At 62.3% G+C, this 26131-nt stretch carries 29 protein-coding genes; 17 read left to right on the forward strand and 12 right to left on the reverse strand.

The genetic code is table 11. From position 1 onward, the window contains the following. Window positions 1–57: 57 nt before the first annotated feature. The 3 genes from EEB12_RS27260 to EEB12_RS30940 are packed head-to-tail and all read right to left on the reverse strand — an operon-like array spanning window position 58 to window position 2669. Window positions 58–2031: a helix-turn-helix domain-containing protein gene (locus EEB12_RS27260; protein WP_069146908.1), complete on the reverse strand. Its 1974-nt coding sequence runs from the start codon at window positions 2029–2031 to the stop codon at window positions 58–60. A 10-nt stretch (window positions 2032–2041) separates the two neighbouring features. After that, the gene (locus EEB12_RS27265) at window positions 2042–2557 is read right to left on the reverse strand and encodes a tail fiber domain-containing protein (RefSeq protein ID WP_141488849.1); all 516 of its coding nucleotides are present in this window, start codon (window positions 2555–2557) and stop codon (window positions 2042–2044) included. Beyond that, complete coding sequence (locus tag EEB12_RS30940; protein ID WP_021333694.1) at window positions 2541–2669, reverse strand: hypothetical protein; 129 nt, start codon at window positions 2667–2669, stop codon at window positions 2541–2543. The genes EEB12_RS27265 and EEB12_RS30940 overlap by 17 nt, the downstream gene beginning before the upstream one ends. A 288-nt stretch (window positions 2670–2957) precedes the next feature. Here EEB12_RS30940 and EEB12_RS30595 point away from each other — a divergent pair, with 288 nt between their 5' ends. Further along, window positions 2958–3122 carry a hypothetical protein gene (locus EEB12_RS30595; protein WP_019748819.1) on the forward strand — a complete coding sequence of 55 codons (165 nt, stop codon included), beginning with the start codon at window positions 2958–2960 and terminating at the stop codon, window positions 3120–3122. 5 nt (window positions 3123–3127) lie between these two features. On the opposite strand, the gene EEB12_RS27270 is transcribed toward EEB12_RS30595, so the two are convergent. The 3 genes from EEB12_RS27270 to EEB12_RS27280 form a co-directional block, all read right to left on the reverse strand. After that, a complete protein-coding gene (locus EEB12_RS27270; protein ID WP_019748818.1) occupies window positions 3128–3502 on the reverse strand; it encodes a VOC family protein in 375 nt (124 codons plus the stop codon). Window positions 3503–3531: 29 nt separating this feature from the next. Then, entirely contained in the window at window positions 3532–3945 is a 414-nt protein-coding gene (locus tag EEB12_RS27275) for a VOC family protein (RefSeq protein WP_019748817.1), read from the reverse strand. 101 nt (window positions 3946–4046) lie between these two features. Further along, window positions 4047–4619 carry a helix-turn-helix domain-containing protein gene (locus tag EEB12_RS27280; protein ID WP_021344529.1) on the reverse strand — a complete coding sequence of 191 codons (573 nt, stop codon included), beginning with the start codon at window positions 4617–4619 and terminating at the stop codon, window positions 4047–4049. 64 nt (window positions 4620–4683) lie between these two features. On the opposite strand from EEB12_RS27280, the gene EEB12_RS27285 reads away from it, so the two are divergent. Next, the gene (locus tag EEB12_RS27285) at window positions 4684–5379 is read left to right on the forward strand and encodes an AzlC family ABC transporter permease (RefSeq protein WP_220095797.1); all 696 of its coding nucleotides are present in this window, start codon (window positions 4684–4686) and stop codon (window positions 5377–5379) included. After that, window positions 5376–5696, forward strand: coding sequence for an AzlD domain-containing protein (locus EEB12_RS27290; RefSeq protein ID WP_141488851.1), 321 nt, complete (start codon window positions 5376–5378; stop codon window positions 5694–5696). Before EEB12_RS27285 ends, EEB12_RS27290 begins: the two co-directional genes overlap by 4 nt. On the opposite strand, the gene EEB12_RS27295 is transcribed toward EEB12_RS27290, so the two are convergent. Then, window positions 5682–6338: a TetR/AcrR family transcriptional regulator C-terminal domain-containing protein gene (locus EEB12_RS27295; protein WP_141488852.1), complete on the reverse strand. Its 657-nt coding sequence runs from the start codon at window positions 6336–6338 to the stop codon at window positions 5682–5684. The two genes, EEB12_RS27290 and EEB12_RS27295, sit on opposite strands and share 15 nt — an antisense overlap. Before the next feature lie 164 nt (window positions 6339–6502). Here EEB12_RS27295 and bioB point away from each other — a divergent pair, with 164 nt between their 5' ends. Genes bioB through EEB12_RS27310 form a run of 3 tightly spaced genes read left to right on the forward strand, consistent with a single transcriptional unit; the run spans window position 6503 to window position 8339 of the window. Continuing rightward, window positions 6503–7516: a biotin synthase BioB gene (bioB, locus tag EEB12_RS27300; RefSeq protein WP_024487821.1), complete on the forward strand. Its 1014-nt coding sequence runs from the start codon at window positions 6503–6505 to the stop codon at window positions 7514–7516. Continuing rightward, window positions 7513–7737 carry a hypothetical protein gene (locus tag EEB12_RS27305; protein WP_019748812.1) on the forward strand — a complete coding sequence of 75 codons (225 nt, stop codon included), beginning with the start codon at window positions 7513–7515 and terminating at the stop codon, window positions 7735–7737. The genes bioB and EEB12_RS27305 overlap by 4 nt, the downstream gene beginning before the upstream one ends. 11 nt (window positions 7738–7748) lie before the next feature. Further along, window positions 7749–8339, forward strand: coding sequence for a DUF2567 domain-containing protein (locus EEB12_RS27310; protein ID WP_019748811.1), 591 nt, complete (start codon window positions 7749–7751; stop codon window positions 8337–8339). Between the two features lie 28 nt (window positions 8340–8367). Here EEB12_RS27310 and EEB12_RS27315 read toward each other — a convergent pair whose 3' ends face one another. Further along, window positions 8368–9198 carry an SDR family NAD(P)-dependent oxidoreductase gene (locus EEB12_RS27315; protein WP_141488853.1) on the reverse strand — a complete coding sequence of 277 codons (831 nt, stop codon included), beginning with the start codon at window positions 9196–9198 and terminating at the stop codon, window positions 8368–8370. Window positions 9199–9281: 83 nt separating this feature from the next. Here EEB12_RS27315 and EEB12_RS27320 point away from each other — a divergent pair, with 83 nt between their 5' ends. After that, a complete protein-coding gene (locus tag EEB12_RS27320; protein WP_141488854.1) occupies window positions 9282–9884 on the forward strand; it encodes a TetR/AcrR family transcriptional regulator in 603 nt (200 codons plus the stop codon). Between the two features lie 110 nt (window positions 9885–9994). Then, complete coding sequence (locus EEB12_RS27325; protein ID WP_141488855.1) at window positions 9995–10327, forward strand: SDR family NAD(P)-dependent oxidoreductase; 333 nt, start codon at window positions 9995–9997, stop codon at window positions 10325–10327. Window positions 10328–10341: 14 nt separating this feature from the next. Here the strand turns inward: EEB12_RS27325 and EEB12_RS27330 are convergent, their stop codons facing one another. After that, a complete protein-coding gene (locus tag EEB12_RS27330; RefSeq protein ID WP_007733069.1) occupies window positions 10342–11070 on the reverse strand; it encodes an NUDIX hydrolase in 729 nt (242 codons plus the stop codon). 102 nt (window positions 11071–11172) lie between these two features. On the opposite strand from EEB12_RS27330, the gene nadA reads away from it, so the two are divergent. From nadA to nadC, 3 genes are read left to right on the forward strand one after another with little or no spacing between them, the layout of a single operon-like run. After that, on the forward strand, window positions 11173–12210 hold the full coding sequence (nadA, locus tag EEB12_RS27335; RefSeq protein WP_020908027.1) for a quinolinate synthase NadA: 1038 nt from the start codon (window positions 11173–11175) through the stop codon (window positions 12208–12210). Continuing rightward, window positions 12207–13778, forward strand: a complete 1572-nt coding sequence (locus EEB12_RS27340; protein ID WP_141488856.1) for an L-aspartate oxidase — start codon at window positions 12207–12209, stop codon at window positions 13776–13778. Before nadA ends, EEB12_RS27340 begins: the two co-directional genes overlap by 4 nt. Continuing rightward, on the forward strand, window positions 13778–14650 hold the full coding sequence (gene nadC / locus EEB12_RS27345; RefSeq protein ID WP_003941805.1) for a carboxylating nicotinate-nucleotide diphosphorylase: 873 nt from the start codon (window positions 13778–13780) through the stop codon (window positions 14648–14650). The genes EEB12_RS27340 and nadC overlap by 1 nt, the downstream gene beginning before the upstream one ends. 6 nt (window positions 14651–14656) lie before the next feature. Here nadC and EEB12_RS27350 read toward each other — a convergent pair whose 3' ends face one another. Then, window positions 14657–15565, reverse strand: coding sequence for a LysR family transcriptional regulator (locus tag EEB12_RS27350; RefSeq protein WP_042952068.1), 909 nt, complete (start codon window positions 15563–15565; stop codon window positions 14657–14659). 71 nt (window positions 15566–15636) lie between these two features. On the opposite strand from EEB12_RS27350, the gene EEB12_RS27355 reads away from it, so the two are divergent. From EEB12_RS27355 to EEB12_RS27380, 6 genes are all read left to right on the forward strand, one after another. Beyond that, window positions 15637–16530: a 4-hydroxy-tetrahydrodipicolinate synthase family protein gene (locus EEB12_RS27355; protein WP_141488857.1), complete on the forward strand. Its 894-nt coding sequence runs from the start codon at window positions 15637–15639 to the stop codon at window positions 16528–16530. A 48-nt stretch (window positions 16531–16578) separates the two neighbouring features. Continuing rightward, window positions 16579–17883 (forward strand): HNH endonuclease signature motif containing protein, encoded by a 1305-nt coding sequence (locus EEB12_RS27360; protein ID WP_141488858.1) that lies wholly within the window; start codon window positions 16579–16581, stop codon window positions 17881–17883. Window positions 17884–18005: 122 nt separating this feature from the next. After that, window positions 18006–18518 (forward strand): GNAT family N-acetyltransferase, encoded by a 513-nt coding sequence (locus tag EEB12_RS27365; protein ID WP_020969809.1) that lies wholly within the window; start codon window positions 18006–18008, stop codon window positions 18516–18518. Between the two features lie 93 nt (window positions 18519–18611). Next, entirely contained in the window at window positions 18612–20621 is a 2010-nt protein-coding gene (locus EEB12_RS27370; RefSeq protein WP_141488859.1) for an ArnT family glycosyltransferase, read from the forward strand. Window positions 20622–20655: 34 nt separating this feature from the next. Next, window positions 20656–21909, forward strand: a complete 1254-nt coding sequence (locus EEB12_RS27375) for a hypothetical protein (RefSeq protein WP_141488860.1) — start codon at window positions 20656–20658, stop codon at window positions 21907–21909. A gap of 574 nt (window positions 21910–22483) precedes the next feature. Next, window positions 22484–22987, forward strand: coding sequence for a GbsR/MarR family transcriptional regulator (locus EEB12_RS27380; RefSeq protein ID WP_020908019.1), 504 nt, complete (start codon window positions 22484–22486; stop codon window positions 22985–22987). Window positions 22988–23023: 36 nt separating this feature from the next. Here EEB12_RS27380 and EEB12_RS27385 read toward each other — a convergent pair whose 3' ends face one another. Together EEB12_RS27385 and EEB12_RS27390 are read right to left on the reverse strand one after the other, a co-directional pair. Further along, complete coding sequence (locus EEB12_RS27385; protein WP_141488861.1) at window positions 23024–24055, reverse strand: iron-siderophore ABC transporter substrate-binding protein; 1032 nt, start codon at window positions 24053–24055, stop codon at window positions 23024–23026. Window positions 24056–24237: 182 nt separating this feature from the next. Further along, on the reverse strand, window positions 24238–26097 hold the full coding sequence (locus EEB12_RS27390; RefSeq protein ID WP_113684148.1) for a DUF4012 domain-containing protein: 1860 nt from the start codon (window positions 26095–26097) through the stop codon (window positions 24238–24240). Window positions 26098–26131 lie beyond the last annotated feature (34 nt).

Below are 26131 nucleotides of genomic sequence, written 5' to 3' on the forward strand. Positions count from 1 at the left end.
GGGTGATGGCTGCCAGGCCACGTGCTCAGGGCACATCGATCGGTCGAAATTGTAGTGTCATGCACCACCGTCTTTGTCGACGGTCTCACCCCCGGCCTCTTCGGCGCCCACTTGCCGAAGCTCGTCGAGCCTCGTCGCCATGGACACCCGAAAGAAGTTCTCGTCTTCACGCCACGAGTGACCGAGGAGCGTGCGGATGCGCTCGAGACGCTGAACGACGGTGTTCGGGTGATAGTTGAGGGCGCGGGCAGCCTTGGTCGGGCTTCCTTCGTTGCGCACGAGGGCGCGCAGGGTCGCAGTGAGATCGGTGTCCTTGTCGCGGTCGTAGGCGAGTACCGGGCCGATCACGTCATCGATGAACTGATGAAGTGATTCCGGATTTTCGCCGAACAGAACGGTGTACGGCAGATACGACGCCGTCGTGACCGCGCCGTCGGTCTTGCCCAACGCCGAGAGCAGGCGAGCAGTACGCAGGGCAGAGGTGAAGCGCGCCGGGAGGTCTTCGGGACGCTCCGCCGTTGCCGGCGCAATCACCACGGCGTGAGGTCCCACCGAACCGGTGATCTGGCGGTGAACGACGGTTGCCGCGGCTGCCGGGTTCCCCGAGCGCGACACCACCGCGATCAATCCGGCGTGCTGCGACGCCAAAGCCCCGACCGGCAAACTCTGCCCGATTGCGCGGAGCGCAGCGGTGCGGAGTTCCGGAGCAACCGACACCACGAGGACGGTATCGAGTTCGCCGAGGGAGATGCCGAGGTTGCGGGTCCGACGTTCGAGATCGCGCCTGCGCTCGGGCGCAGTGCTCAACAGATCGGCGACCAGTTCGTCACGTGCGCGCCGATCCGCTGCTGCCGCCGCCGTGTGCTGCAACACGAGGATCGCAGTAACCTGAGCGGCCCGTTCCACGGTCCTGAGTTCGACAGGTCCGATCGGCGCGTCCGAACGATTCAGCAAGATGGCCCCGAGGAATGATTCGCCGGCGGTGATGGCGCTGACGAGTTGGATCACGGTTTCACTGTCATCGGCGACAAACGTGCATCGGCCGCTTCGGCGACTCTGGTCGATGGCCTCGGACACGGCGCGAGGTAGAGACAACGGCACCGTCGTGATCTGCTCGCCCGAGGATTTGACCAGAGGGCGTAGCTCACTGTCGACCACGACGGTGCCGCGCTCGAGTGCGCTGCTGAGGGTTCGTGCAACCTGGGCGTATCCGCCGCCACGGAGAACGGCGTGGATCAGATCCTGGTGGACGATGTTCGACTTGTCGCGCGCGGACACGTGCTCCCGCAGTTCGTCGAGTGCTCGCCCGGTCTCGGCGGCGGATTCCTCGGCGCGGTCGAGCGCCCGCGCGGTTTGCAGGACCACCGAGGCATGATCCGCCAGCGCCGAGAGCAGGGCTATCTGATCGGCAGTAAATCGTCGTTCCCGGCGGTCGGCGGCAAACAGGACTCCGAGGATCTGGCCGTCCGAGAGCATCGGCACGCCGAGAATCGCCACCAGACCTTCGGCGACTATCGCGGCGTCGACCACCTCGTCGTGACGCGACTGCGTGTAGTCGCTGTAGTTCTGAACCCATTGGGCTGCTCGAGATTCGGCAATCGCACTGACCAGTCCCGCGCCGGCGGGAACCTGTAGATGCTGTAGCTCCGGCGAGACGGCGCCTGCTGTCTTTCGAACATTCAGATCTCTGGTGACCACATCGAACTCGGAGAGGTACGTGACGTCGGTGCCCATGATGTCGTGTGCTCGGTTGACGAGTCGCTGGAGCAGAGTGTCCACGTCGCGAACTTGCGCGAGTTCACGCGCACTCGAGTAGAGGACCGCCAATTCGTTCTCGCGACGGCGCAGTCGGCGGAATTCCGACCGACTGGCCCGGATGCGGGCCGCGGTCTGCGTGATCTCCGTTGCGCCGAGGCCGAATTCGGAAAGTACCTGTTCGACATGTTCGTCACCGACGGAGTCGGACGTCACGTCGAACAGCGCGGCAATCTCGTTGGGTTCCGAGTCGGAGTCTGAATCAGGGGCGGTCACACCGAACAAACTACAGACCTGCGGACCTACCGAACTCGTCGAGCGGCGGGGGTGTGTGACTGTTGTTGACCTTTAATGCATTTCGATCCGTGCCCGTGCCTCCCAGTTCTTCGTGCAGTCTGTCCATGTCCTTCTCGAGCGCGCTGACCTTTGTCTCGAGGGCGAGAACTTTGCGGTTCAATGCTTGGATGCTCGCCATGCAGACGCCGTTTGCATCGACGGCCGAGATCCGACGGGTGTTGGATCCCAGGCCGAAGACTGCGGCAAAATCCTGTGCCATCGGTCCGAGATGACGGATCGACTTGTGGTCGAAACCGTAACTCCACGTGCTGATTCGGAGAGCCGTCAACCGGTCGAGCACGTTCTGGGCGCTGGTGGGAACGGCTGCGTCTGTGTCCACGCCGCGGCGACGTGTGGCGTGCGAGAGCACCCACTGCGCGGGGTGGCGCATCGCCGCGTTGACCCGAGTGCTGACCCGAGTGTCCAAATAGTCAGTGCGCTCGCCCTCGTCAGGCGGTGAGGTCACGTCGCGCAGTTTTGACGGTCTTGTCGCTCAGCAGAATTCCCGCTCCCGCGCCCAGTAGTCCGAGGCCGATTCCGACAGCAGCGCTGCCGAGGCCCAAAGCAATTCCCAACATGATTCCTCCAAAAATTGTGCGGTGAATTGAGGGGCCAGGTGTCCGACGAAAGTGCTGCCGACCTGCTCCGCGCTCATCTTTCACATTGCTCCGCCGTGCGGGCGATGACAACCCGTCTGGACCGAATTTCTCGTGGAAAACACAGGCGTGCAACACTGGGTCAAGAACTGCTGGGTCATCGGCGCCTTGTCGGCGCCGTACGGGCGGCAGTAATCAAGTAGCCATCGACCGATCTCTAACGCAGGTTTATCTGCGCGCGGCAACGATGACCAGGCAAAAGGGTGGCATGTGAACGAATCGAGCAATGGCTTGTTTTCCGACCTCAGCGCGTCGGAGCCCGTTGTCGACGCAAAAAGCGCCGAGCAACTGGCGGCCGAGCGTGAAACTGCGGCAGCAGAACGCTCGAACACCGACACCGCTGAACAGCGGCAGTCACAGCTGTTCAGCGGTTAAGCGCGTCAGGACTCCTTGATTACCGACAGAACATTGCCGGCTGGATCGGTGAACCACGCGATGTCGGGGCCGTTGCCACGCATGATGCCTCGCGCATCCTGGGGGAATCCGTCGTATTTCAGAAACTCCACGCCACGTGCGGTCAGTTGATCGACGGTTGTGTCGATGTCGTCGACGACGAAGTTGAGAATCGTGTACGTCGCCGCTTCGTGATTCGGTTTGGGATAGACGAGGATTTCGGTTCCGCCGGCAAGATGTAGCCGAATCAGCCCCATGTCTTCATCGGTCACTTTCAGCCCGAGTATTTCGCCGTAGAACTTCTTTGCAGCATCGATGTCTGTCACCGAAAATCCGCTGAATGCTTTGGTGTCCGCAAGCATGACTGTCTCCGTTCCTAGCTGTTGTCGGACTAGGTGGGTTGGGAATCCGTCATTCCGGATTCCATGTCGGCCCTGGCTTCCTCGCTGAACTCGATGATCTGAACGTAGTTTCCGTCGGGGTCGATCGCGGTGGCGAACAAACTGCCCCCGCGGACTTCGAGCGGAGCGTGCCAGTTTCCGCCGAGTGCGTCGATGCGCTGTGCGATCGACCGGGCGTCGTCGGTCTCGACGTTGAGGAACATGCGACCCGGCTGGGGGTTTGTCTCACCGACGTCGTCGCGTCTGTCGAGCATTACGTAGAAACCGTTGAAGTCGAGGACGTCGTAGCCAGGGTCACCGGGAGTCCGGTCGACCTTCGGGGCGAACGCCTCGGCGTACCAGTCGCGCAAACGTTCGGGGTTGGTGCTCGAGAGCAAAATGCTGCTGATGCTGGATCCGGACATGGGTCCTCCTGCTGTCGGTCGTTACTGTCGTCGGCAATCGAGGCTCTGGCCACATCACCTCCCAGATACAGACTTCCCGCAGCGGCGAAACTCATCGCGGCTCAGCTGTGTTCCGACACCATGATCGCCGTCGTCCCTGGTTCGAGCGCCCGAAAGATATGCTCCTCGTCGCCGGGATAAGCGAGATAGTCGCCCGGGCCGAGCTCGATCGGATCTGCAGTGGGCCCGACCTCCGCTCGCCCGGTGCCGATCACAACGTGTTCGGTGGTGCCGCGCGCATGCGGAGTCGAAATACGCGGCTCGCCCGGTTCGGCGACTATCCGATACAGATCACGTCGTGCGTTCGGTGGGCTCGGCGCCAAGAGCGTCGCGATGTACGACGCGTTTGCCGAAGCAATTGCGGGACCTTCTCCGGCTCGAATCAATTGAACGGTCTGGGCCTGCGAGTCGACGAGTTGTGAGAACGGCACACCCAACGCGTTGCCGAGTGCCCACAGTGTTTCGAGGCTCGGGTTCCCGAGGCCGGATTCGAGTTGGGAGAGTGTGGATTTGGCGATGTCGGCGCGCCGCGCCACCTCCGAGAGGCTCAAGCCTGCTCGGGCACGTTCGCGTTTGAGTGCGACGGCGACCAGTTTCTGAGGAGTCTCCGCTGTATCCGTTTCATTACTGGTCATCGTTCGATTCTCCGATCGGTCGTTCTACTTGACGAACGGTGCCACTTCGTTCAACATAGAATACATGCGTTCTTTATGGCGAACAGTTGATCGAGACACGGTTCGGGTGAGCGTGCTGATCTGTCTCTCCGTGGCCATCGTCGGAGTGTCCTACGGTGTGACGGCAGGATCAGCTGGATTCTCGTTGTGGCAGCTTTCGGCATTGGCTGTACTCGTTCTGGGAGCGTCTTCGGAGTTCTTGTTCATCGGAATCATCGCAGCCGGAGGCAGCGTCACCGCTGCTGTTGTGGCGGGCTTGTTGATCAACTCACGTAACTTCGCCTACGGGATGTCGGCAGGATCATTTCTCGGCAGGGGTCGCTACAAAGATTCAGGCTGGCGCAGTATGGTCGGCGCGCACCTGGTCAACGACGAAAGCGTCGCGGTCGCCATGGCGCAGGAATCGGTGGAGCGCAAGCGTGCGGCTTTTTGGTTCTGTGGAATCGGGATCGCGGTGTCGTGGCCGATCGGAGCGTTGCTGGGCGGGCTGCTCGGCAGCGTCGTCCGAGACCCCGGCGCGTTGGGATTGGATGCCGCGTTTCCGGCTGTCATTCTGGCCCTTGTCCTGCCTGCGCTGAAGGAAAAGGTGACGCTGCTTGCCGCCCTGATCGGTGCAGCAGTCGCGGTGGCCACGGCGCCGTTCCTGCCGCCCGGTACCGCGCCGCTCGTAGCGCTGCTGAGTATCGCGGTGACGATACCGTTCCGGGAGAAGGTTCGATGAATACCGCGTCGGTCTGGATCGGTATTGTTGTGTTCGCTTGCGGCTCTTACGCTTTGCGGGCAAGTGGCGTTCTGCTCCGCGCTCGGGTGAAGCTTTCGAGCTTTGCCGAGAAAACCCTCGATCGTGCTGTCGTGGTGCTGCTGCTTGCAGTGGTTGCGACATCGACGATCTTCATCGGGCATGACGTTGCAGGGCCGGCGCGGATGCTCGGTGTGGTGGCCGGAGGCATCTGCGCCTGGTTAAAGGCGCCATTGGTACTAGTGGTGATTGCCGCGGCCGGCACTACTGCATTACTGCGGCTGTCAGGGGTGTCGTAGAGCCGATTCGGTGCGCGTTGAATGTGTGGTCGAATTCAGGCGAGTGCGGATGCCGTCGATGAACAGGTCCAGGCCGAACTGGAAGCGCACTGTCGGATCGCCGTCGAGGAGGTCCTCGTCGGAACCGCCGCCGATCACCTCGGGGGAGTCGGGGGAAATGGGTGCTCGGGTAAGTGCCCCCATTTCTTCCATCTGCGCTCGGGACTGCTCGTCGACGGTGTGGCCGAGCACGTAGTACAGCAGGGCGTACGCCGCGAGTTGGGCATGCTCGCGTGATAGCCCGGATTCTTCGCCGGCGTGTACGAAGTGCTCGCGCACCTTGCTGCTTGTCATCCGCGAGGCGAAGGTGGCACTGACCAACTCGGCGCCGTCGCGGTGCGCCAGCAGGGCAGACCGAAGTCTGTGTGCCAGTTCGGAATACGCCTCTTGCCATGTCTCTGCGTCTACGGGAGTTTCGAGGTCTTCGAGGATCTTGTCGACGACCGCACCGAGCAAGGTCTGCTTGTTCGGGAAGTGCCAGTACAGGGCGCCGGGTTGGACACCCAGTGACGTTGCGAGCCTGCGCATCGTGAGGTCGGCAAGTCCGAACTCGTCGAGTATCGCCATGGCGCCGTCCAGCACGTCGCCGCGTCGCAACTGCACTTGTTGTTCCCCTCGTTTCGTCCCGCTGTGGGGCGCTCGCGATCGGATGTCGATCGGACCCGCCTTTGACAGTATTCCACCACGTCTCTAACGTGAACACCGTTCAACTTGTACGGTGTTCAATTTTGCTGGTTTCGAAGGAGACGTCTGTGACCCCGCCCCCGATTAGCACGGCCCCTGCGACGGTCGACATCCTCGACCAGGCGCGCGAGCAAGTTCTCGAAAGAGGAGTTGGCCTGACCGAAAGCCAGGTGCTCGACGTACTCCGACTCGACGACGACAGGCTCGAAGACCTGCTGGCTCTCGCCCACGATGTGCGTATGAAATGGTGTGGACCGGAGGTCGAGGTCGAGGGCATCATCAGCCTCAAGACGGGCGGTTGCCCCGAGGACTGCCATTTCTGCTCGCAGTCCGGACTCTTCCAGTCGCCGGTTCGCGCGGCCTGGTTGGACATCCCGAGCCTGGTGGAAGCTGCCAAGCAGACTGCGAAGTCGGGCGCTACCGAGTTCTGCATCGTGGCCGCCGTCCGCGGACCTGACGCCCGGTTGCTCGCTCAGGTAGCCGCAGGTATCGAGGCGATCCGCAATGAGGTCGACATCCAGATCGCCTGCTCGCTCGGCATGCTGACCCAGGAACAGGTCGACCAACTGGCCGCCATGGGTGTGCACCGGTACAACCACAACTTGGAGACCTCGAAGTCGCATTTCCCGAACGTCGTGACCACACACTCGTGGGAAGAGCGGTGGAACACGCTTCGGATGGTTCGCGAAGCAGGCATGGAAGTGTGCTGCGGCGGAATCCTCGGTATGGGTGAATCATTGGAGCAGCGCGCAGAATTTGCCGCGAACTTGGCTGAGCTCGAGCCGGACGAGGTCCCGCTCAACTTCCTCAACCCGCGTCCCGGCACCCCCTTCGGGGATCTGGATGTGCTGCCCGCCAGCGAGGCGCTCAAGTCCGTGGCGGCATTCCGTCTCGCGCTGCCCCGCACGATCCTGCGCTTCGCGGGTGGACGCGAAATCACCCTCGGCGACCTGGGTGCCAAGCAGGGCATCCTCGGCGGAATCAACGCCGTCATCGTCGGCAACTACCTGACCACCCTCGGGCGTCCCGCCGAGAAGGATCTGGATTTGTTGGTCGATCTGCAGATGCCGATCAAAGCACTGAACGACACTCTGTGAGCACTCCGGTGACCGAGGAGCGGTACAACCCGTTCACCGGGCGTCGGATCGTCGACGGTGTCGACGATCCGACGCCGACTGCGGCGTCGATGGGGCTAGAGCCGCCTCGCTTCTGCGAGCAGTGCGGGCGCCGCATGATCGTTCAGGTCAGCCCTGACGGATGGTGGGCGAAATGCTCCCGACACGGTGTCGTCGACTCGATCGACGCCGCCCGCAGGTAGCGTCACTCTGTGTGATCTCTCTTCGGCAGACTCGTCTGCGCACCGCGATCGTGATCGCCGCAACCACTGCGGGCGTGAGCGTGCTCGTCGGTGTGGTGTGGGCGTTCTTGGCTCCGGCCGAGCACCTGTTGGTGGTGTCCGAGGGGCGCGGCGTCGCGTTGACGGGTGAGAGCCTCCATCAGTTCGACGCGAGTGCTGTGTTCATCTGGCTGGCACTGATCGTCGGTGTGCTGTCGGCAGTAGCGGCGTGGTTGGCGCGTCTGAGTCGAGGCCCGTATGCCCTGGGCGGGTTGATAGTCGGCTCGGCGGCAGGTGCCGGACTGATGGCACTCGTTGGTTCGGGCGTGACAAAACTGCGTTTCCCCACCGCCGACAATCCGGCGGTCGGGGAGATCATCGCGCGTGCACCGAACATCGGCACCTTGCTCGTGCTTCTGTTTCAGCCGCTCGCGGCGTGCGTCGTGACTTTGGTTCTGGCAGTGCTCAATCCGTACGACGACCTCGGTGTTGGGGACCACCCGGAATCTGGGGATCCGGAATCCGGGGATCCGGCCACCGAGGCCGAACAGACCGACGACGAGGTCCAGCCGAAACTCCCGTAGCCGTTGCTTCTATACAGCCGACGCTTCTCTATACCTCCGACGTCGACGGGCGGTTCGCTGCGGACTTCATTCGCACGTCACCCAACAGTCGACCCGAAATCAACGCTCCCAACCGGCGGGTTGCGAAGCGAGTGCTGATCGAGGACACCCAATTCGGCAAACCTGATACGACTGTCGGCGGTGCGTTGCGTCGATCCAGTGCCCGGAAAGCTGTATCCACCACCTGAGTTGCCGTCTGCATTCGCCCGACCGCAGCATCTTCGGAGCCGACGACGTCGAAGAACTCGGTTCGTGTCGGGCCGGGGCACACCGCCAATACGGTCAATCCGCTGCCGCGAGCTTCTGCCCAGAGTGCTTCGGTGAAGTTGAGTACAAAAGCCTTGGACGCGCCGTAGACGGCCATGCCAGGGGTCGGCTGGAACGACGCCGTGCTCGCGATGTTGACGAGCGCTCCACGTCCGCCCAGGAGATCGGGCAGGAAGGTGTGCGTCAGTTCGACCAGCGTGGCGATGTTGAGCTGAATTTCGGACGTGACGCGCTCGAGATCTTCGTCCACGAATGCTCCGTGTGTTCCGAATCCGGCGTTGTTGATCAGCGAGGTGACGGTGATGCCACGGTTTGTCAGCTCCTGGTGCAGTGTTGCGCCGACGCCGGGCGCCGCCAGGTCGGCAGGCAGAACTGTGACTGTGATGCCGTGGGCGACGCGGAGTTCGGTAGCGAGGGCTTCGAGGCGATCTGCCCGCCTGGCGACGAGAACCAGATTTGCACCGCGAGCGGCGAAGCGGTGAGCGAATTCCACTCCGAGCCCAGCGCTGGCTCCGGTGATGAGGACGGTGGTTCCGGCTACGTCGATGGCCATGGTGGCTCCTTCGGTTCGGGTGATCCCAAATGTAGGCACTGACACCATAGTTGTCAATGACAACATTTTGATATGGTGCCACCATGCCCGCCCACGAACAGCCGTACCACCACGGCAGCCTGCGACAGGAACTCCTGGCGTCAGCTGAAGCGACCCTCGAGCGTGATGGCGTCGACAAGTTGTCGCTGCGGCAGCTTGCGCGCGAGGCGGGCGTCAGTCACGCGGCCCCTGGCAAGCATTTTCGCGACCGTCAGGCTTTGCTCGACGCCTTGGCTGAAAGCGGATTCCATCGGATGACCGGTGCACTCGAGCGAGCAGTTTCGGAGGCGCCGCCGACCGCGAAAGCCCGGTTCTCCTCGCTCGCCAACGCCTATGTGGATTTTGCGTTGGAGCATCCGGGTCTGTTGTCTCTGATGTACAGCAACAAGCATGCACCCGGTGCGGCCGAGACTGTCGTGAACGCGGGGCACGCGACGATGGACCTGACCGTTCGGCTCGTATCGGAAGCGCAGGCTGCGGGTGACATTGCCGCCGGTGATCCGGAAAGTATTGCGCTGGTTGCCTTTGCGACGTTCCATGGCGTCGCGACGCTGGCCGCGGGCGGAATGTTGGGCGACGTGCCGATCGGTGATGTGGTGAACGCTTCCTCGACGGTCTTCTGGGCGGGGCTGTCTCGATCTGCCTGATGTGTGGGGCGCGGAATCCCCAGAGTTCTCACAGAACCAACACAAGGGAGCCACAAGATTGCGGACTTACATGGGAGTCAAGAAGTTTGATTCCGAGTGGAGGTTTCGCAATGAGCGTTTCGGACATCGCCCCGAACAGGGGAGTTGTACTTGTCACGGACATCGGATTCGAGCACGGTGCGCGTATCGCCACCGAGTTTCTCGACGCCGGTTGGAGCGTGGCGGCCACCGCGCGGACGGTGACAGAATTGGTGCGCGTCATGGCGGGAAAACCGACCAATCGCTTCTTTGCGATAGTCGCTGATCCGACGGATCGTTGGCAGGCCGATCGGATTCTCGATCGGGTGACGACGCGGTTCGGCGCAATCAATCGGGTCATCGATCCGGCCGGCGCGGTGAACTCGGCGTGGCTGCAACGCGGAAGTTTCGAAGCCGTTGCCTGAGAACCTGATCGACGTCAGCTCGGGGGACGCAGTGCCGCGAACTCGTCGGTGACTCGCAAGGTGGAGTCGGTGAAGCGGTACAGGGCCGGTGGGCGTCCGCCCGACTTGCCGGACGGTGCGGTGTTGCCGGTGGGAGTCAGTACGCCTCGGCGACCCAGTACACGTTGTAAGTTGGTTGCGTCGACTTGGTAACCGAGTGCAGCGCAGTAGATTTCGCGCAGTGTCGACATCGCGAACTCTTCGGGAGCCAGCCCGAATGCGATGTTGGTGTAGGAGAGTTTTGCAGCCAGTCGATTACGCGCGTGCCGTACGACGGTTCCGTGGTCGAACGACATCTCCGGCAACTTCGAAACGGGGTGCCAGGCCGTGTCGGGTGGAAGTTGTGGGTCGGCGCTGAGGGGAACGAGTCCGAGGAAGGTCGACGCGATGCGGCGCGGGCCCGGCACTCGTTGTGGATCACTGAAGACGGAGAGTTGCTCGAGGTGGGCGACCTTTCGTAGGTCGACCTTCTCGGCGAGGAGTCGTCGAGCGGAGGTCGTCAGGTCCTCGTCGTCGCGCAAAGTGCCCCCGGGCAGGGACCATGTGCCTTTCTGCGGGTTGAGTGCGCGCTGCCACAGCAGCACGGCCAACTCTTCACGCCCTTGTGGGCAGTGATCGCCGTCACCTGCGGCGATGCTTGCGGGGAAGGTGCGAACTTGGAACACCGCTGCAAGCACTTCGTGGGTGGTGTTACTATTGGGCACGTTTTCGATCCTAAGTCGAAAACCTCGAATACGGAAATCCGGGCCAGCCCGTCCGGATTTGAACTGGGTGACGAGCCCGGGTTCACGGTGAAGGAGAACGCCATGACGACCACGACGTTATGGGAGGGATCGGCCTCGCAGATTCACGACGGCCCCGGCGGATACAACGGAGTCGAAGCGACCCCCGAGTGGGCCGCTGAGATCAAACGTCTGGCTCGCGAACGCGGCGCGACGATTCTTGCGCACAACTACCAGCTGCCTGCGATTCAGGACGTCGCCGATCATGTCGGCGACTCCCTGGCGCTTTCGCGAATCGCTGCCGAGGCGCCCGAGGACACGATTGTCTTCTGCGGTGTGCACTTCATGGCCGAGACCGCGAAGATCCTGTCGCCGTCCAAGACGGTGCTGATCCCGGACGAGCGTGCCGGCTGCTCTCTGGCCGACTCGATCAATGCCGAGCAGCTTCGTGAGTGGAAGGCCGACAACCCGAACGCCCTCGTCGTGTCCTATGTCAACACCACGGCCGAGGTCAAGGGTCTCACCGACATCTGCTGCACGTCGTCCAATGCCGTCGACGTGGTCAACTCGATTGATCCCGACCGGGAAGTTCTCTTCCTCCCGGACCAGTTCCTCGGAGCTCACGTCAAGCGCGTCACAGGCCGCACCAACATGCAGATCTGGGCCGGTGAATGCCACGTCCACGCGGGTATCAACGGTGACGAGTTGACGGCGAAGTCCAAGGCTCACCCCGATGCCGAGCTTTTTGTGCACCCTGAATGTGGTTGCGCTACTTCGGCTCTGTACCTCGCCGGTGAAGGCGCGGTCCCCGCGGACAAGGTCAAGATCCTCTCCACCGGCGGAATGCTCGACGCTGCCCGCGTCACCAAGAGCAAGCAGGTTCTGGTCGCCACCGAGATCGGGATGCTGCACCAGTTGCGCAAGGCAGCGCCCGACGTCGATTTCCAGGCCGTCAACGACCGCGCGTCGTGCCCGTACATGAAGATGATCACGCCTGCCGCGTTGCTTCGCTGCCTTCTCGAGGGCAAGGACGAGGTCCACGTCGATCTCGAGATGGCCAAGCGTGCACAGAAATCGGTGCAGCGCATGATCGAGATCGGTAATCCGGGCGGCGGCGAGTGAGCAGCCCTGCCGGGCGTTTCGCCTGGGAGGCTCATGCCGACCTGGTCGTCGTGGGAGGCGGTGTCGCGGGCCTAACCGCTGCGCGCACCGCTTCTCTGCGGGGGCTGAAAGTACTCACGGTCAGCAAGGGTGGTCCGACGGACACCTCGACTCAGTACGCGCAGGGCGGCATCGCAGTCGTCGACGATCTGAATACGGATTCCGTCGAGTCGCACGTTGCGGATACGTGTGAGGCCGGCGTCGGCTTGTGCGACGAGGAAGCCGTCTATTCCATCGTCGAAGCTGGTCACGACGCAGTTGCGGCGCTGGCCGCGTTGGGCGCGGTCTTCGATCGCGGGCGAGACGGCGAGGTGTCGCGCACCCGCGAGGGTGGGCACAGCACGCGTCGGATCATCCATGCGGGCGGCGACGCCACGGGCGCGGAAGTGCAGCGGGCTCTCAACGCTGCCGGCCTCCCCGTTCTGTTCGGTGCAGCGGCAGTCCAGGTGGTGACCAACCGGCGCGGGGTGTGTGGACTCATTGTCTCCTCGCCGGAAGGGCTCGGAGTGATCCATGCGCCCGCGGTACTGCTCGCTACCGGTGGACTCGGTCAGCTGTATGCCTGCAGTACAAATCCGCCCGGCGCAACTGCCGACGGAATCGCGTTGGCGCTCGAAGCAGGTGCGGCAATTGCGGATCTGGAATTCGTTCAGTTCCATCCGACGGTGCTCTTCACTCCGGGTGGAGTAGGTCGCCGGCCCTTGATCAGTGAGGCGGTCCGCGGCGAAGGTGCGATTCTTGTCGACACCAACGGCGATTCGGTCACCGCAGGTGTTCATCCGCTGGGTGATCTCGCCCCGCGTGACGTGGTCTCGCGCGCAATCGCAGCACGCCTACGAGATCTCGGCACCGATCACGTCTACCTCGACGCCCGCAAGCTCGACGGCTTCGATTCGCGGTTCCCGACGATCACCGCATCCTGTCTCGAAGCGGGCATCGATCCACGCACCCAACTCATTCCGGTCGCTCCGGCCGCGCACTACTCGTGCGGTGGAGTCGCCACCGACGTCCATGGACGAACGGGAGTGCCTGGACTCTACGCAGCCGGCGAAGTGGCTCGCACGGGATTGCACGGCGCGAATCGTCTTGCGTCCAACAGCCTTCTCGAGGGTTTGGTGGTCGGGGAGCGTGCCGGAATCGCAGCTGCCGAGCGTCGCGAGGTTCATGCCGAAGTGGTCAACGTGGTGCGCAAGCCGATGCCGATCCTCCCACGAGAGACTGTGCAGTCCGTCATGACAGCACACGCGTCGGTGGTTCGCGACGGAGGCGGTCTCCTGACTGCGCGAGCCGCGCTTGCCGACGCCGATCAGACAGTGGCGGTGGCTGCTGGGGACCTCGAAGACGCGGCGCTCACACTGACCGCGACAGCGTTGGTCGATGTAGCCGTGGCACGAACCGAGAGCCGAGGCTGTCACACCCGCACCGACTATCCTGAAACAGATCCGAATCAGCGTCGCAGCACTCGGATCAAGATGAGTGCCGATGGAGCGCTCGAAATACTAGACATGTTGTTGACAGGAGTTCATTGATGACCGAGCAGAAGATCCTGCCCGCGCCGCTCGACCGTGACGAACTGCTCACGTTGGTCAGGCTCGCTCTGGACGAGGATCTGCGCTATGGCCCTGATATCACTTCTACCGCAACGGTTCCCGCCGATGCGGTCGCGAAGGCTTCGGTCGTCTCACGCTCCTCGGGTACTGTCGCCGGCATCGACGTCGGACTGCTTGTTCTCGACGAGGTGATCGGCGCGGGTAACTACGAGGTCGTTGATCGGGTGGCCGATGGAACTCGGGTTGCGCCAGGTCAATCGGTGCTCACCGTCGTCGCGCCCACCCGCGGCCTTCTCACGGCAGAGCGGACGATGCTCAACCTCGTCTGCCATCTCTCGGGAATCGCCACGGCGACGTCGCAGTGGGTCGACGCCATCGCCGGCACTCATGCCAAAGTGCGGGACAGCCGAAAGACACTGCCCGGACTGCGTTCTCTGCAGAAATATGCAGTCCACGTGGGCGGAGGCGTCAACCACCGCATGGGATTGGGTGACGCGGCGTTGATCAAGGACAACCACGTTGCCGCTGCCGGTTCGGTGGTCGCAGCACTTCGTGCGGTCCGTGAGCTCGCCCCGGACATCGAGTGCGAAGTCGAGGTCGACAACCTCACTCAGCTCGACCAGGTGCTGGCGGAGAACGTGGAACTTGTTCTGCTGGACAACTTCCCGCTGTGGCAGACGCAGATCGCGGTCCAACGCCGAGACGCTGTTGCCCCCGAAACCAAGCTCGAGTCATCCGGTGGTCTCACCATCGACGTTGCCGCAGAGTACGCCCGAACCGGCGTCGACTACCTCGCTGTAGGTGCCTTGACGCACTCGGTGACAGTGCTCGACCTCGGGCTCGACATGTAGGTGCCGCTATCGCTCGGCGTCCAGCAGTTGCGGGACGGCCGAGCGAAGCGCGCTTGTCACGGTTGCGACCGCCGGGTGAGCGTCGGAGCCGGCTCGGTGTGCGATCTTGGTCCTTCGTCGAATGGGCATCGGCGTCAGGCGCACTCCGAGTGGCGGATGGATGGCTCCGAGTTCCGGGACCAGTGAAACGCCCTGCCCTGCAGCGACGAGGGCGAGAACGGTGGCGAACTCGTCGATGTGGTGTCGCACTTTCGGGGTGAACCCGGCCGCTTGGCACGCGCGAATGGTCATTGCATGACAAGCAGTTCCGGGGATCGCAGTAATCCAGTGCTGCTCCACGCAGTGGGTCAGCGCGGTAATGGTGCTGTCGGGATCTGTAGCGGTGTCGTTCGACGCCAGATAGACCGATTCGCTGCACAGAGGCAACGCTGTCAGGCCCGGTTCGCTGGGACGAGGGACGAAGTCGTAGTCGTGAATCAACGCCAAGTCCAGATTCCCAGCTCGTAGGGCGTCGGCGACGTCCGCTGGGTCGATCTCCGAAACCATCGGTTCCAACCCGGGATGCTCGCGAGAGAGGGCGATCAATGCCGGCGGGAGGATCGCCCGTGCGGCGGTCGGGAACGTTCCGATGCGCAGCGGCCCCGCCAGTCCACGACGCGCGTCGACCAATTCACCCGACGCCTGCTCCAGGCGTTGCAGGATGACTTCGGCATGACGTGCGAGGTTCTCACCGGCCGGCGTGAGGCGGACGCGACGGCCTGTTCGTTCCAGCAGCGGCACGCCGGCTTCACGTTCGAGGACGGCCAATTGCTGCGACACCGCGGAGGGACTGAACGACAGCGCCTCGGCAACGGCAACGATGGTTCCGCGCAGCGCTAGTTCGCGCAATAGCTTCAGTCGACGGACATCGAGCATCAGCTCAGCTTACGCTCGACGATGGAAATGCGAACTAGACCTACAAGGTCTGTTCGGTGAGGCTGAGTTCTATGACTACGACTCGAGTTGACCTGGCCGGAATCCATGTACCACTGATCACGCCCTTCGAGAGCGACGGTCGTGTTGCAACCGACGCACTCGAACAGCTTGCGCACCAGGCCCTCTCCGACGGTGCGGTCGGACTCGTTGCGCTGGGGACTACAGCGGAAGCCGCAACCCTCACCGAGCAAGAGAGAGTGACCGTTCTGGATATCTGTGCGAGCGTGTGCCGTGCGAGAGGTGCGACGTTGATCGTGGGCGCGGGTAGCAACGACACGGCGGGCAGTGCGCAGGCGCTCGGGAGGCTGACTCGGTGGCCTGACGTCTCGGCGGCCTTGGTGCCGGTTCCCTCCTTCACGAGGCCGTCGAAAGCCGGTGTGGTGGCGCATTTCGCGCATCTGCAGTCGTCGAGCTGCGTGCCGCTGATCGTCTATCACGTGCCGTACCGAACTGCGTGCGATCTGGACAGCGGCACTTTGCGGGAGCTGGGTGATTTGCCCGGGGTTGTTGGTGTGAAGTATGCCGCGGGCGGTATCGACGCAGCTGCCGTCGAACTCTTCGCGGATCTTCCGGACGACTTCGCCGTGCTGGCGGGGGATGATCTGTTTCTCGCGCCGCTTCTGGCCTTGGGTGCGTCAGGCGGAATCTTGGCGTCCGCTCATCTGTCGACCGCCGAGTTCGTACGCCTGGTGAAGGCTTGGGACAGTGGAGATGTGGACAGTGTTCGCGATCTTGGACGACGGTTGTCGACGCTGTCAGGAGCTCTCTTTTCCGAATCGAACCCGACTGTCATCAAGGGCGTGTTGCATGCATTGGGGCAGATTCCGACTCCCCATGTGAGACTGCCGTTGCTACCTGCGAGTGACGAATCGGTAGCGCGGGCGCTCGAGGTCTACCACTCTTGACTCGAACGGGTGTTCGAGTATTGTTGGGGGTGGGGATCGGGGGATTCAATGAGTGTCTTGTTGTCGGATGTGGTGTCGGGTTCTGCGGTGGGGTTGCGCGGACGTCTGTGGCGGTTGTCTGCTTCTGAGTTGCGTGCGGTTGCGGTGTCGGCGAGTGCGGAGATTCTGCGTCTCGAGGCTGTTCGTGTGGCGGTGGTGGACGAGTTGTCGTTGCGGCCTGATGATCAGGTGATTGCCAGCCGCGGGGTGGGTTGCTGGTTGGCGGCAAACACGATGCTGCAGGTTCGGGACGGGAAGAAGATCGCCGCGTTGGGTGCTGCGCTGCGGCCTTTTCCGGCGGTGGCGGCTCGGTTCGATGGCGGGGACTGCTCCTTCGATCATGCCGTGTTGATCGTGGCGTTCTGCGAGTCACCTCCGAAGGGGATGCCGGAGGAGGCGCTCCCTCGCTGTATCGATTTGTTGTTGGCTGCCGCCTCGGGGGTGGAGGCGACGACCACGAAGGTGCGGAACGTGATCGCGACCTTGGAGCGAGTGTTCGAATCCGATGAAATTCCACCCGCCGAAGATAACGACCGGAACGAGTTGCGGATCGCGTCGACATTGAATGGTCGGGTGGTGGTGCGCGGAGATTTCGATGCTCTCACCGGTGAAATGTTGTTGTCGGCGTTGTCGAATCTGACGATGCCCACCCCGGCACCCGATGGAACCCCGGATTCTCGGTCGGCGGCGAAACGCACTGCGGATGGGTTCACCGAACTGATCCGCCGGTATTTGGACTGCGCGAAGACCGGTACCGACGGCGGTCAGCGGCCGCACGTGAACGTGCACATCAACGCCCGCGATCTTGCGGAGCACCGGGATTGCGCCGCCGCACCCTCGCCCGATGGTGTTGGAGTGGCTGTGTCGGATCTCGATGTCGGGCACATGCCCTGGCTCGGACCACTGTCCGTATCGCAGTCCAGGCTTCTCGGGTGTGATTGTTTCCTCTCGACCGTGCTGCTCGATGATCACGGTGCGCCCTTGGATGCGAGACCCGGAAAGAGGTTGGTCACCGCGGAGCAGCGAGTGGCGTTGATCGCGAGAGACAAGGGCTGCGCGTTCCCCGGCTGCACATGCGTGCCCGCGTGGACGGATGCGCACCATATTCGGCACTGGGCTAACGGTGGCCCGACGGTGATGAGCAACCTTGTCCTGCTGTGCCGTTCGCATCACCGGTTGATGCACCGGAAATCCGGGTTCGTCGGGAAGTGGGTGATCCGCATCGGGGTCGACAAGAATCCCTGGTTCATCCCACCGCCCTCGATCGACCCCGGGCAGCATCCGCGACCGGCGAACACCACATTCAAAACCTGACTGAGTGGTGACACCCGTTCAGGCACACAACTTCACGCCGATAGGCTTCACCTCGGAGATACACCCGGGTTGGGGCCTGGAGGCCGTGTGTTGTGAACGGCTGCAGATATGGGGGAGGTCATATGGTTGTGGACGTTGTGCAAGCGGTCGAGAGCGATGGGCCGGAGATTCTGGCGCTGCGGCACGCGGCAGAAGACTGGTTGGCAGAACGCGGAATCATCCAGTGGCGCCCACGTGAAGTGTCTGTCGAGCAGGTCGGGGAGCAGATTTCGAGAGGGGAGTTCTTTGTTGCGCGAGACCGGGCGCAGTCAAGGATTGTCGGCGCCCTGCGGTTGATCTGGTCAGACCCCGTGGTCTGGCCCGATTCGAACGAGCCTGCCGGCTACGTGCACGGATTGGTTATCGATCGAGAATTCTCGGGCACCTCGTTGGGCGAACGCTTACTCGTCTGGGCCCATCGACGGTCCGCGGAGGAGGGCGCGCAGTACTTGCGGCTCGATTGTGTCGAAACGAACGTGCGGTTGCGCCGCTACTACCGAGACGCGGGTTTCGCCGAGGTAGGGCGTCGTGACTTCGGAGATGCTGTCGACAACGGTTGGTTCAGCGTCGTGCTGTTCGAGCGTTCCCTGACCTGATTCATTCACAGCAACTTTCCAGCCGGCTCCCAGTACCGCCGGGGTTGAAAGCGCGATCGTTGGCAGGACAGTAACTCGTGAAGGGACTTCCTGATGACCGCCGTTCTGCATCCGGCCCCGCCTCAGCGGCCGGCACCAACTGCCCATCGAGCCGAGCCCTCGCCGTCGTGGTTCCGCACTCGCCGTACAGGATTGGCGCTGACGGTCCTGTTGGCAGCAACGGCGGTCTTGTATTTGTGGAATCTGACCGCGAGTGGCTACGCCAATACCTTCTACGCTGCGGCGGCGCAGGCCGGCTCCCAGAATTGGAAAGCGTGGTTCTTCGGTTCCCTCGATACCTCGAATTTCATCACTGTCGACAAACCGCCCGCTTCATTGTGGGTCATGGGTCTGTCCGGACGAATCTTCGGATTTTCGAGTGCCAGCCTTCTTGTTCCGCAGGCGTTGATGGGCGTCGGATCGGTTGCGCTCGTGTATGCGGCCGTCAAACGAGTGGCGACCCCGGCTGCGGGTCTTGTGGCGGGAGCTGTGTTGGCAGCTACGCCCGCTGCCGCCCTGATGTTCAAGTTCGACAATCCCGATGCATTGCTTGTCCTGCTCATGACTCTCGCCGGCTACTTCGTGATTTGCGCCATGTGCACGGCGGTGGGTCGACGAGCCGCAATGTGGGTGGCGCTTGCAGGAGTCGCGCTGGGCTTCGCTTTTCTCACCAAGATGTTGCAAGGGCTGATGGTGTTGCCTGCATTTGGTGCCGCGTATTTGATTGCCGGACAGGTGCGCTTGCGGACTCGCCTGTTCCACCTGGTAATCGGTGCTGCGTCCGTTGTCATATCGGCTGGGTGGTGGGTGTTGGCAGTGTGGCTGTGGCCCGCTGATTCTCGCCCGTACATCGGCGGATCGACCAACAACAGCGTCATGGACTTGGTACTGGGATACAACGGATTGGGTCGACTTTTCGGGAGCACCGGTGGCGGTGGCGGAATGGCTGGTGGCAGTGCAGGTTCCAGCTTTGGGGGAAGTGCCGGACTCGATCGGCTGTTCGGCAGCGAGATGGGTATCCAGATTTCCTGGCTGATACCTGCGGCACTGATCGCGTTGGTGTTCGGACTCCTCGCCCGTGGGCGTGCACCGCGCACAGATCTTCTCCGTGCGTCGTTGATCCTGTGGGGTGGTTGGTTTCTCGTTACCGGCCTGATCTTCAGCTACATGTCCGGAACGATCCACCCCTATTACACAGTTGCGCTGGCGCCTGCTGTTGCGGGGATGATCGGCGTCGGTGGATACGCCCTGTGGTTGGTGCGTGCCCGCTCGATCGGACGCTGCGGCTTGGCAGCGATGATGCTGGCCGCAGGAATTTGGAGCTGGGTGTTGTTGCACCGCAATGCCGAATGGCTGCCGATGCTGAAGTGGATTCTGTTGGCGGGCAATGTCGTCGGCGCGATCCTGGTTCTGTTGGAAGCCAAGGGTCGATTTCGCAAGCTCGCTGTCGCTGGATTGATCATCGGTTCGTTGGCAGGGATAACCGGTTCGGCGTCTTACGCGATTGCCACTGCCGCTACAGCGCATGGTGGGTCCATCCCGACGGCAGGACCAACCGGCGCCGTGTCCGACTCCGGAATGGGCGGGGGAGGAGGCATGAGTGGGGGCCAAGGGCAGGGAGACGGTGGGGCTCTGCCGAACTCTGATGACGCGAGCAGTAATCCGACGGCGAGTGGGCCAGGAACAACGAGTGGGCCAGGAACAAGCAGTGGTAGCGAAAGTACTTCCGAGTTGACGGCAATGTTGGTCAATGCGGGCACCACGTGGTCGGCCGCGACCAACGGATCGCAAAGCGCAGCAACCTACGAGTTGGCCAGCGATACTGCGGTGATGGCGATCGGCGGTTGGAGTTCTGATCCCGCACCGACGCTGGACCAGTTCATCGAGTACGTGGCAGACGGCGAGATCCACTATTACATCGCCAGTGGCCAGGGCGGAAGCCCGAAAGATGGCCAAGGCGGGGACAGTACGTCGAGTGCTATTCAGGAATGGGTCGAAGCGAATTTCTCGTCGACAACGGTGGGAAATTCCACGATCTACGACCTCAGCGGGTATGTCGGATAGCGACGTAGTTGTTGTCGTAGGCAATGATCGAGAAATGTCTGGGCGCACCGCACACGAGTCGAACCGTCGCCGCGAACAATGGACCTGGCGCGACGGGCTGGTGATCGTCTCGATCGTCGCATTGGGAACTGTTGTCGCAGCGGTGACGAACGAGGGCACGGGCACGTCGATTCCCGGCTGCGAGTCGGTGGAATCGCCAGGTCCGCCGGTGCGCATCAACTACGGTTTTACCGGTGAGCCCGGTTATGACGACCCGGACTATCCATGGTTCTCGGGACCGAAGGCCACCGCCATGAGCGACGCACTACTCGAATCGTTGCCTTCCGATGTCGACGTTGCATTTGCGAGTCCATCGAAATCGCTCGAGTTCGCGCCGATCCAGAATTACCGTGGCGTTTCGTTTCCCGACGGGGTCGACCCGATCGAGTTCAGCGGTTCGACGTCGGCGAAGGGAACCTTGACTCGCGTCGGGCGGACTGCGGATATCTCGGTTCAGGTTCGTGCATGGGATCAGCCGGTGCCACCGTGCCTGGAGGGGCTGGTGGATCGGCGGGAGTATCTCGCGAACGGAACGGTACTCGACATCGCAGATTTCGAGGACCGAGCAGATTTCGAAGACAAAGACGGTTCGGCAGTCGGGGCCGAGCGCGGTGTAGTCGCGTATCTCGGTGACGGATCCAGAGTTGTTGCCAGCATCGACACGTCGACCGGCACTTCGACGGATACTGGTCCGCTTTTGACGATGGACGAACTGATCGCGGTCGCGACAGCGCCCGGGCTCGCTGTGACTGAGCCGGTCCCAGACTCGACGCCGCCACCGATGGCATCCTGCTACACCGATTCCGTGAATGCCGGTCCACCTGCGACGCGCATGGATATCGACCGACTGAATCAGTTGCTCGATGCACGTTGGAAGGATCTCGGCGCAGAAGAGGTCACTTTGGAACGCCCGCTCGGTTCGCTGGTTCCGGATGACTACGGACGGGGAGGGGCGTGCGAACGAATCGTCGTCTCGACATCGGACGGCCGCGGTGATGTCGAAATATCGATTGGTACGGCCGTCCCGGAACCAGGCGCGATCCTGACGTTGCCCAACGCCACCACGGTGACTCGCCTGGTCGATCCCGATGGCTCGGGCGATGACACGGTCCGGGTTGTTCACCCCTCCGGCGAAACAGTAGTGGTGACCCAGTTCGTGACATCGGCTGGCTCCACATCGGCGTCGCCTTTGACGATCGAAGAGCTCGAGTTCATCGCAACTACACCAGGATTGTTGATTTCGCGGTAGTAGTGGACGCGTCTCGGTTACCGTGTCGCGAATGGCAGGGGAAATTGGTCGGTGGCGTCTGTTGATTTGCGTAGTAGGCATGGCTTCCTCGATCGGACTCGTGGGATGCACAGTCGATCTGGAGCAATCGTCACCCTCGCGGGCGACACCATCCGGTGGTCTTTCTGCAGGTTCAGAGTGCCCAGGAGCCCCCATTGTGGAGGCGGCATTGGCTGACGCACTGCGCTCACGAGCATCCGAGTTACCTACTGGATTGACAGTCGGCGGCGGATCGTTTGATAGTGAATCGCGAAATGTCCGCCTCGATCTGTGCGTCGTGGATACCGACCCGCGCGACTCGGCTTCGTTGACCGCCCGGGCCATTCAGGCTTCGCCTCTTGGTGATTCGGTGAGCTCGATGGTCGTCCAAGTCCGCGAGCCGAATGGGTCGGCGACGACGGTGACGTGTGCCGACTTCACAGCGCACGACTTCTCGGGCGACCCTGCGGCGACGCGGAATGCGTGGGTGTAGGCATCAGCTGGCAGAATCGGAAGTCAATGTTCTTGTTGTCGAGTGACGTCGGAGGCTCAACGAATGGGCGATGCCAGCCCTGCTCGCGGTGACGACTTCTCCACGTGGTTCATTGACCAGTTCTCCGTGTACTGGCAGTCCGGTGGTGGAGCCCGCATCGAGGGACGCATTGCGGGCTATTTGTTGATCAGCGAGTCGCCAGGGGTCAGTGCCGAAGAGTTGGCGCAGGCACTGGGAGCCAGTCGCGGATCGGTGTCGACTTACATTCGCCGTTTGATCGACCGGGGGTTCGTCAAGCTCACGCGCAAGCCTCGGGATCGGACTCACTACTACGTCATGGATTCCGACGTGTGGGGCGGATTCCTCGAAACAGAGCACGTGTATCTCGAGAATCAACGCAAACTCGCGACTGAAGCACTGCAGTACGCAAATCCCAACGGCCCCGCCTACATTCGTGTCCTCAACATGCGCGATTACATGGGGTGGATCATCGACAATCGAATGTTGAGTAGCGAGTGGATGCGATTCAAAGCCCAACGCGACGGCAAGAAGCCCGCATCCGAATAGGACGCGGGCTTCTCGATCGCGCGATGCTGATCTACATCACTTGTTCAGCTTTGCGATTGACTCGTCGATCATCGGCACGTAGCGCTCGAGCGACCAGGGCACGGTCAGCGGGTTGATCATCGAGGAACCCGTGACGAAGGGCTGCTCGGTCGGAGCGATGACAGTTCCCCGAGCCACAGCGGGGATGGCCTTGTAGGCGGGCTGCGCTTCGATCTCGGCCCGATTGGCCGGGGCCGAGTAGAAGGTGAAGAGCAGGTCGGACTTGTCGAGGAGGTTTGCGTTCTCGAGGCCGATGACGGCGGAGTCTGTTCCTTCAGATTCCGCCAAGGTGTAGACGACGGGATCCACCTGCAAGCCGAGTGCGCGGACCATGGCCACGCGCTGCTCTTCGGCGAAGAAGACGCCGAGGGTTCCTGGGCCCGTGTTGTAGATGAAGGAGAAGCTGACGTCGGCGTAGTTCGGATGTGCTTCAGTCGATTCCGCGAACTGCGACTTGATCTTGTCGATTTCGGCTGTCGCCTTCTCGGATTCGCCCATGGCTTTGCCGATGACGTTGATCTGGTCTTCCCACGTGATGGTCCACGGACTCTCGGCGTAGGCGACGGTCGGCGCGAACGCGTTCAGTGAGTCGAACTGCTGCTGGGTGATGCCGGACCAGGGGGCGAGGATCAGGTCGGGCTCGAGGGCGATGATCGCTTCGATGTTGAGGTCGGTGCCGCCGGTGAACTGCTCTGGCAGTTCGCCACCCTGCTTCGTGACCGCTTCGTGCACCCACGGCAGATATCCGGTGTCGTCGCTGCCCCATGCGTACTTTTCGACGCCGACGGGGATCGTGCCGAGCGCGATCACGGTCTCCGCCGACCCCATGCCGAGAGTCACGATTCGCTCGGGCTTTTCGGTGATGACGGCGTTTCCGAGCGCACTTTCGATGGTGACGGTTTCGAAGTCGCTGCTGCTTGATTCGGTTGCGGTGTCGTTGTTACTGCATCCGCCGATTACCAGGGCGGCAATGACCAATCCGCTCAGGGCCACAGTTCGGCGAAGTGAGCGCACACGGGCGTATCGCATGGGGAACCTTCCGTTGTCGATGCGCCGAGGAGTGAGACTCCGACGGATCGCAGCCGACGGCCGGTTCCAGGCGCGTCAGGAAGCATAGGCTAGCCTTTGCCAAAGTTTCAAATCTCTTGAAAGTTCACGAGGCGGCAAACGCCGACATGACAGGGGGATCTGTCGGCGTTTGCCGGTCAGGCTCAGCAGGTAGGCACGTCGACCGTGATCTTCGGCTCGTCGACCAGCGGCTGGACAGGGACACGGGCTTCGCCCTCGGCTGTGGGCTCGGTCAGATCGAACTTCAGCTCAACGGTCTGCCCTCGCGGAATGACGGCCCTTGTCATGAATGCCGGGTGGCCCTGTTCGGTTCCGTTGACGGCAAACGAAATCTGCCCGCCCACGGAGACTGCGTCGAGTTTGGCGCCGGTCGTTGCCAGCAGTGTGACTGCAGCCACGTTGGTGCCCTTGGGTAGTCGTCCGGGGTTGTCGACGATCCCGCTGACATATTCGGTCAGGTCGGCGTCGGGCGCGTTGTTTGTCAGTCGAACGGTGACCGTTGTCTTTCGGGTGTCGCCGGTGCACGTCTGGGCTGTGTAGGCGATTTCTCGTGTGAGGTAGTAGTCGAGCTTGTTACCGGCTTGGTTGTTGATCACCACACCGGCGTACGGAGCGGCATCATCGGGAATGGTGTGCCCGAGGACGGTGTCGGCGAGAACCGATTGTTCGTCGGGGTGAGAGCTCCACACGGCGATTCTGCCCTCGCTGACGCCCTTGCCCAGAGCTTCCAGCAGTGCGCTCGGCGACTTGATGTTCCCGGTCATCTTCTCCACGACACGAGCTGCGATTGTCTGCAGATACTGCTTTCGTGCCTTGTTGTCGGAAGGGAAGCGAGCGTACGCAGTCGACTCGGTCAGTTCCACGACGTTGTCGGCGGTGACCGACTCTCCGTCGGGCATCTTGATCGGTCCTACCGCTTCGAGGATGTAACTCAGGGCGATCGGATCGGTCGCTATCGCACCGTCGACCATCTCACCCCCGGACTCCTGTGACCACAGGGACTGCCAGATCTGCGCTGCGTAGGGAAAGTGCGAGCTGAGGTTGCTGTTGCGAGAATCGGTGGTCGGGCGACTGTTTCCGTACAGCTGGTTGAAGTCAGGACCAAGGTCTATCGGTTGATTGTCCAGTGTTAGTTCGGAGTTGGGGGAGAGCGTGTCCACCCGTGCGGCGCCGTTGTCGACTCGGACGATGCCGTATCCACCCAACAGACCGCCGGTTCCTCGGGCTTCGGCATTGGTCTGGAAACCGATGAAGTAATTGCGCGGTCCGTCGGTGCCGAGCATCGCCGGTGCGATGCGCGCCGCGGTGGCGGTGTTCGTCAGGAGGGTAGCCAGTTCGCTTGTCTGCGACTGCAATTCTGCTCTGGCATCGTTAACTCGGCCCAGGTACTTCGATTCGCGAACTTCCTGTGCCTGCGACGACAGCAATTCCGCGGCGATAGCTGTTTCGGCCAATTTCGGTTCCGCTTCGCGTAACGGTGCGAGTGCCAAGCGTCCACCAGGCTGGACCAATTCCGTTGGTGCGAGTGAAGTTCCGACAGTGACAGCGGGACCGAGAACGTCACGCGTGAGTCCCTGAACGACCTCGGTCATCTGACGCGTCGTGTCGAAGGGCGACCCGATGACCGGAATTGCGGCGGCGATGTTCCAGGGGAGTGAATGGGTGTTGTCGTACGCTGCGGATGCATTTCGATCGGCTTCCGCCGCTGCGGACTCTGCGACCCCGGTATCCCCGGCCAGAAGTGCACTCTTCGCCGATTGTGCATGGTCGCGAGCTGCTTCAAGGTTGTCTTTCGCCTCGTATGCCGTGTACCCGAGCCAGGCCACGAAACCGCCCACCACCAGTGCCGTTCCCGTGATTGCGAGTGCAGTTCGACGGCCTCCCGGCAGTGTGACCGTCCTCTTCGTTTCGCGCTCCGGGCCCCTCGGTGGGATGGTGTTGGAGCCGCTCGGTTCAGCCCCGGAATCGTCGTCGGACTTTGGTCCCACCGTGTCGTTGTTCATCCGCTGAAGCTCCTGACGTTTGAGTGCGTGAAAG

Origin of the sequence: Rhodococcus sp. WS1 (assembly GCF_003797745.1) — a bacterium.
In the GTDB taxonomy this organism is placed as follows: Bacteria; Actinomycetota; Actinomycetes; order Mycobacteriales; family Mycobacteriaceae; genus Rhodococcus_F; species Rhodococcus_F erythropolis.

What these genes read in the sequence shown, in the direction of transcription:
- EEB12_RS30940 (WP_021333694.1), bottom strand. Translation starts at nt 2,669, where the DNA reads ATGTTGGGAATTGCTTTGGGCCTCGGCAGCGCTGCTGTCGGAATCGGC.
- EEB12_RS27270 (WP_019748818.1), bottom strand. Translation starts at nt 3,502, where the DNA reads ATGCTTGCGGACACCAAAGCATTCAGCGGATTTTCGGTGACAGACATC.
- EEB12_RS27275 (WP_019748817.1), bottom strand. Translation starts at nt 3,945, where the DNA reads ATGTCCGGATCCAGCATCAGCAGCATTTTGCTCTCGAGCACCAACCCC.
- EEB12_RS27280 (WP_021344529.1), bottom strand. Translation starts at nt 4,619, where the DNA reads ATGACCAGTAATGAAACGGATACAGCGGAGACTCCTCAGAAACTGGTC.
- EEB12_RS27285 (WP_220095797.1), top strand. Translation starts at nt 4,684, where the DNA reads ATGCGTTCTTTATGGCGAACAGTTGATCGAGACACGGTTCGGGTGAGC.
- EEB12_RS27290 (WP_141488851.1), top strand. Translation starts at nt 5,376, where the DNA reads ATGAATACCGCGTCGGTCTGGATCGGTATTGTTGTGTTCGCTTGCGGC.
- EEB12_RS27315 (WP_141488853.1), bottom strand. Translation starts at nt 9,198, where the DNA reads ATGGCCATCGACGTAGCCGGAACCACCGTCCTCATCACCGGAGCCAGC.
- EEB12_RS27320 (WP_141488854.1), top strand. Translation starts at nt 9,282, where the DNA reads ATGCCCGCCCACGAACAGCCGTACCACCACGGCAGCCTGCGACAGGAA.
- EEB12_RS27325 (WP_141488855.1), top strand. Translation starts at nt 9,995, where the DNA reads ATGAGCGTTTCGGACATCGCCCCGAACAGGGGAGTTGTACTTGTCACG.
- nadA (WP_020908027.1), top strand. Translation starts at nt 11,173, where the DNA reads ATGACGACCACGACGTTATGGGAGGGATCGGCCTCGCAGATTCACGAC.
- nadC (WP_003941805.1), top strand. Translation starts at nt 13,778, where the DNA reads ATGACCGAGCAGAAGATCCTGCCCGCGCCGCTCGACCGTGACGAACTG.
- EEB12_RS27350 (WP_042952068.1), bottom strand. Translation starts at nt 15,565, where the DNA reads ATGCTCGATGTCCGTCGACTGAAGCTATTGCGCGAACTAGCGCTGCGC.
- EEB12_RS27355 (WP_141488857.1), top strand. Translation starts at nt 15,637, where the DNA reads ATGACTACGACTCGAGTTGACCTGGCCGGAATCCATGTACCACTGATC.
- EEB12_RS27360 (WP_141488858.1), top strand. Translation starts at nt 16,579, where the DNA reads ATGAGTGTCTTGTTGTCGGATGTGGTGTCGGGTTCTGCGGTGGGGTTG.
- EEB12_RS27365 (WP_020969809.1), top strand. Translation starts at nt 18,006, where the DNA reads ATGGTTGTGGACGTTGTGCAAGCGGTCGAGAGCGATGGGCCGGAGATT.
- EEB12_RS27370 (WP_141488859.1), top strand. Translation starts at nt 18,612, where the DNA reads ATGACCGCCGTTCTGCATCCGGCCCCGCCTCAGCGGCCGGCACCAACT.
- EEB12_RS27375 (WP_141488860.1), top strand. Translation starts at nt 20,656, where the DNA reads ATGTCTGGGCGCACCGCACACGAGTCGAACCGTCGCCGCGAACAATGG.
- EEB12_RS27380 (WP_020908019.1), top strand. Translation starts at nt 22,484, where the DNA reads ATGGGCGATGCCAGCCCTGCTCGCGGTGACGACTTCTCCACGTGGTTC.
- EEB12_RS27385 (WP_141488861.1), bottom strand. Translation starts at nt 24,055, where the DNA reads ATGCGATACGCCCGTGTGCGCTCACTTCGCCGAACTGTGGCCCTGAGC.
- EEB12_RS27390 (WP_113684148.1), bottom strand. Translation starts at nt 26,097, where the DNA reads ATGAACAACGACACGGTGGGACCAAAGTCCGACGACGATTCCGGGGCT.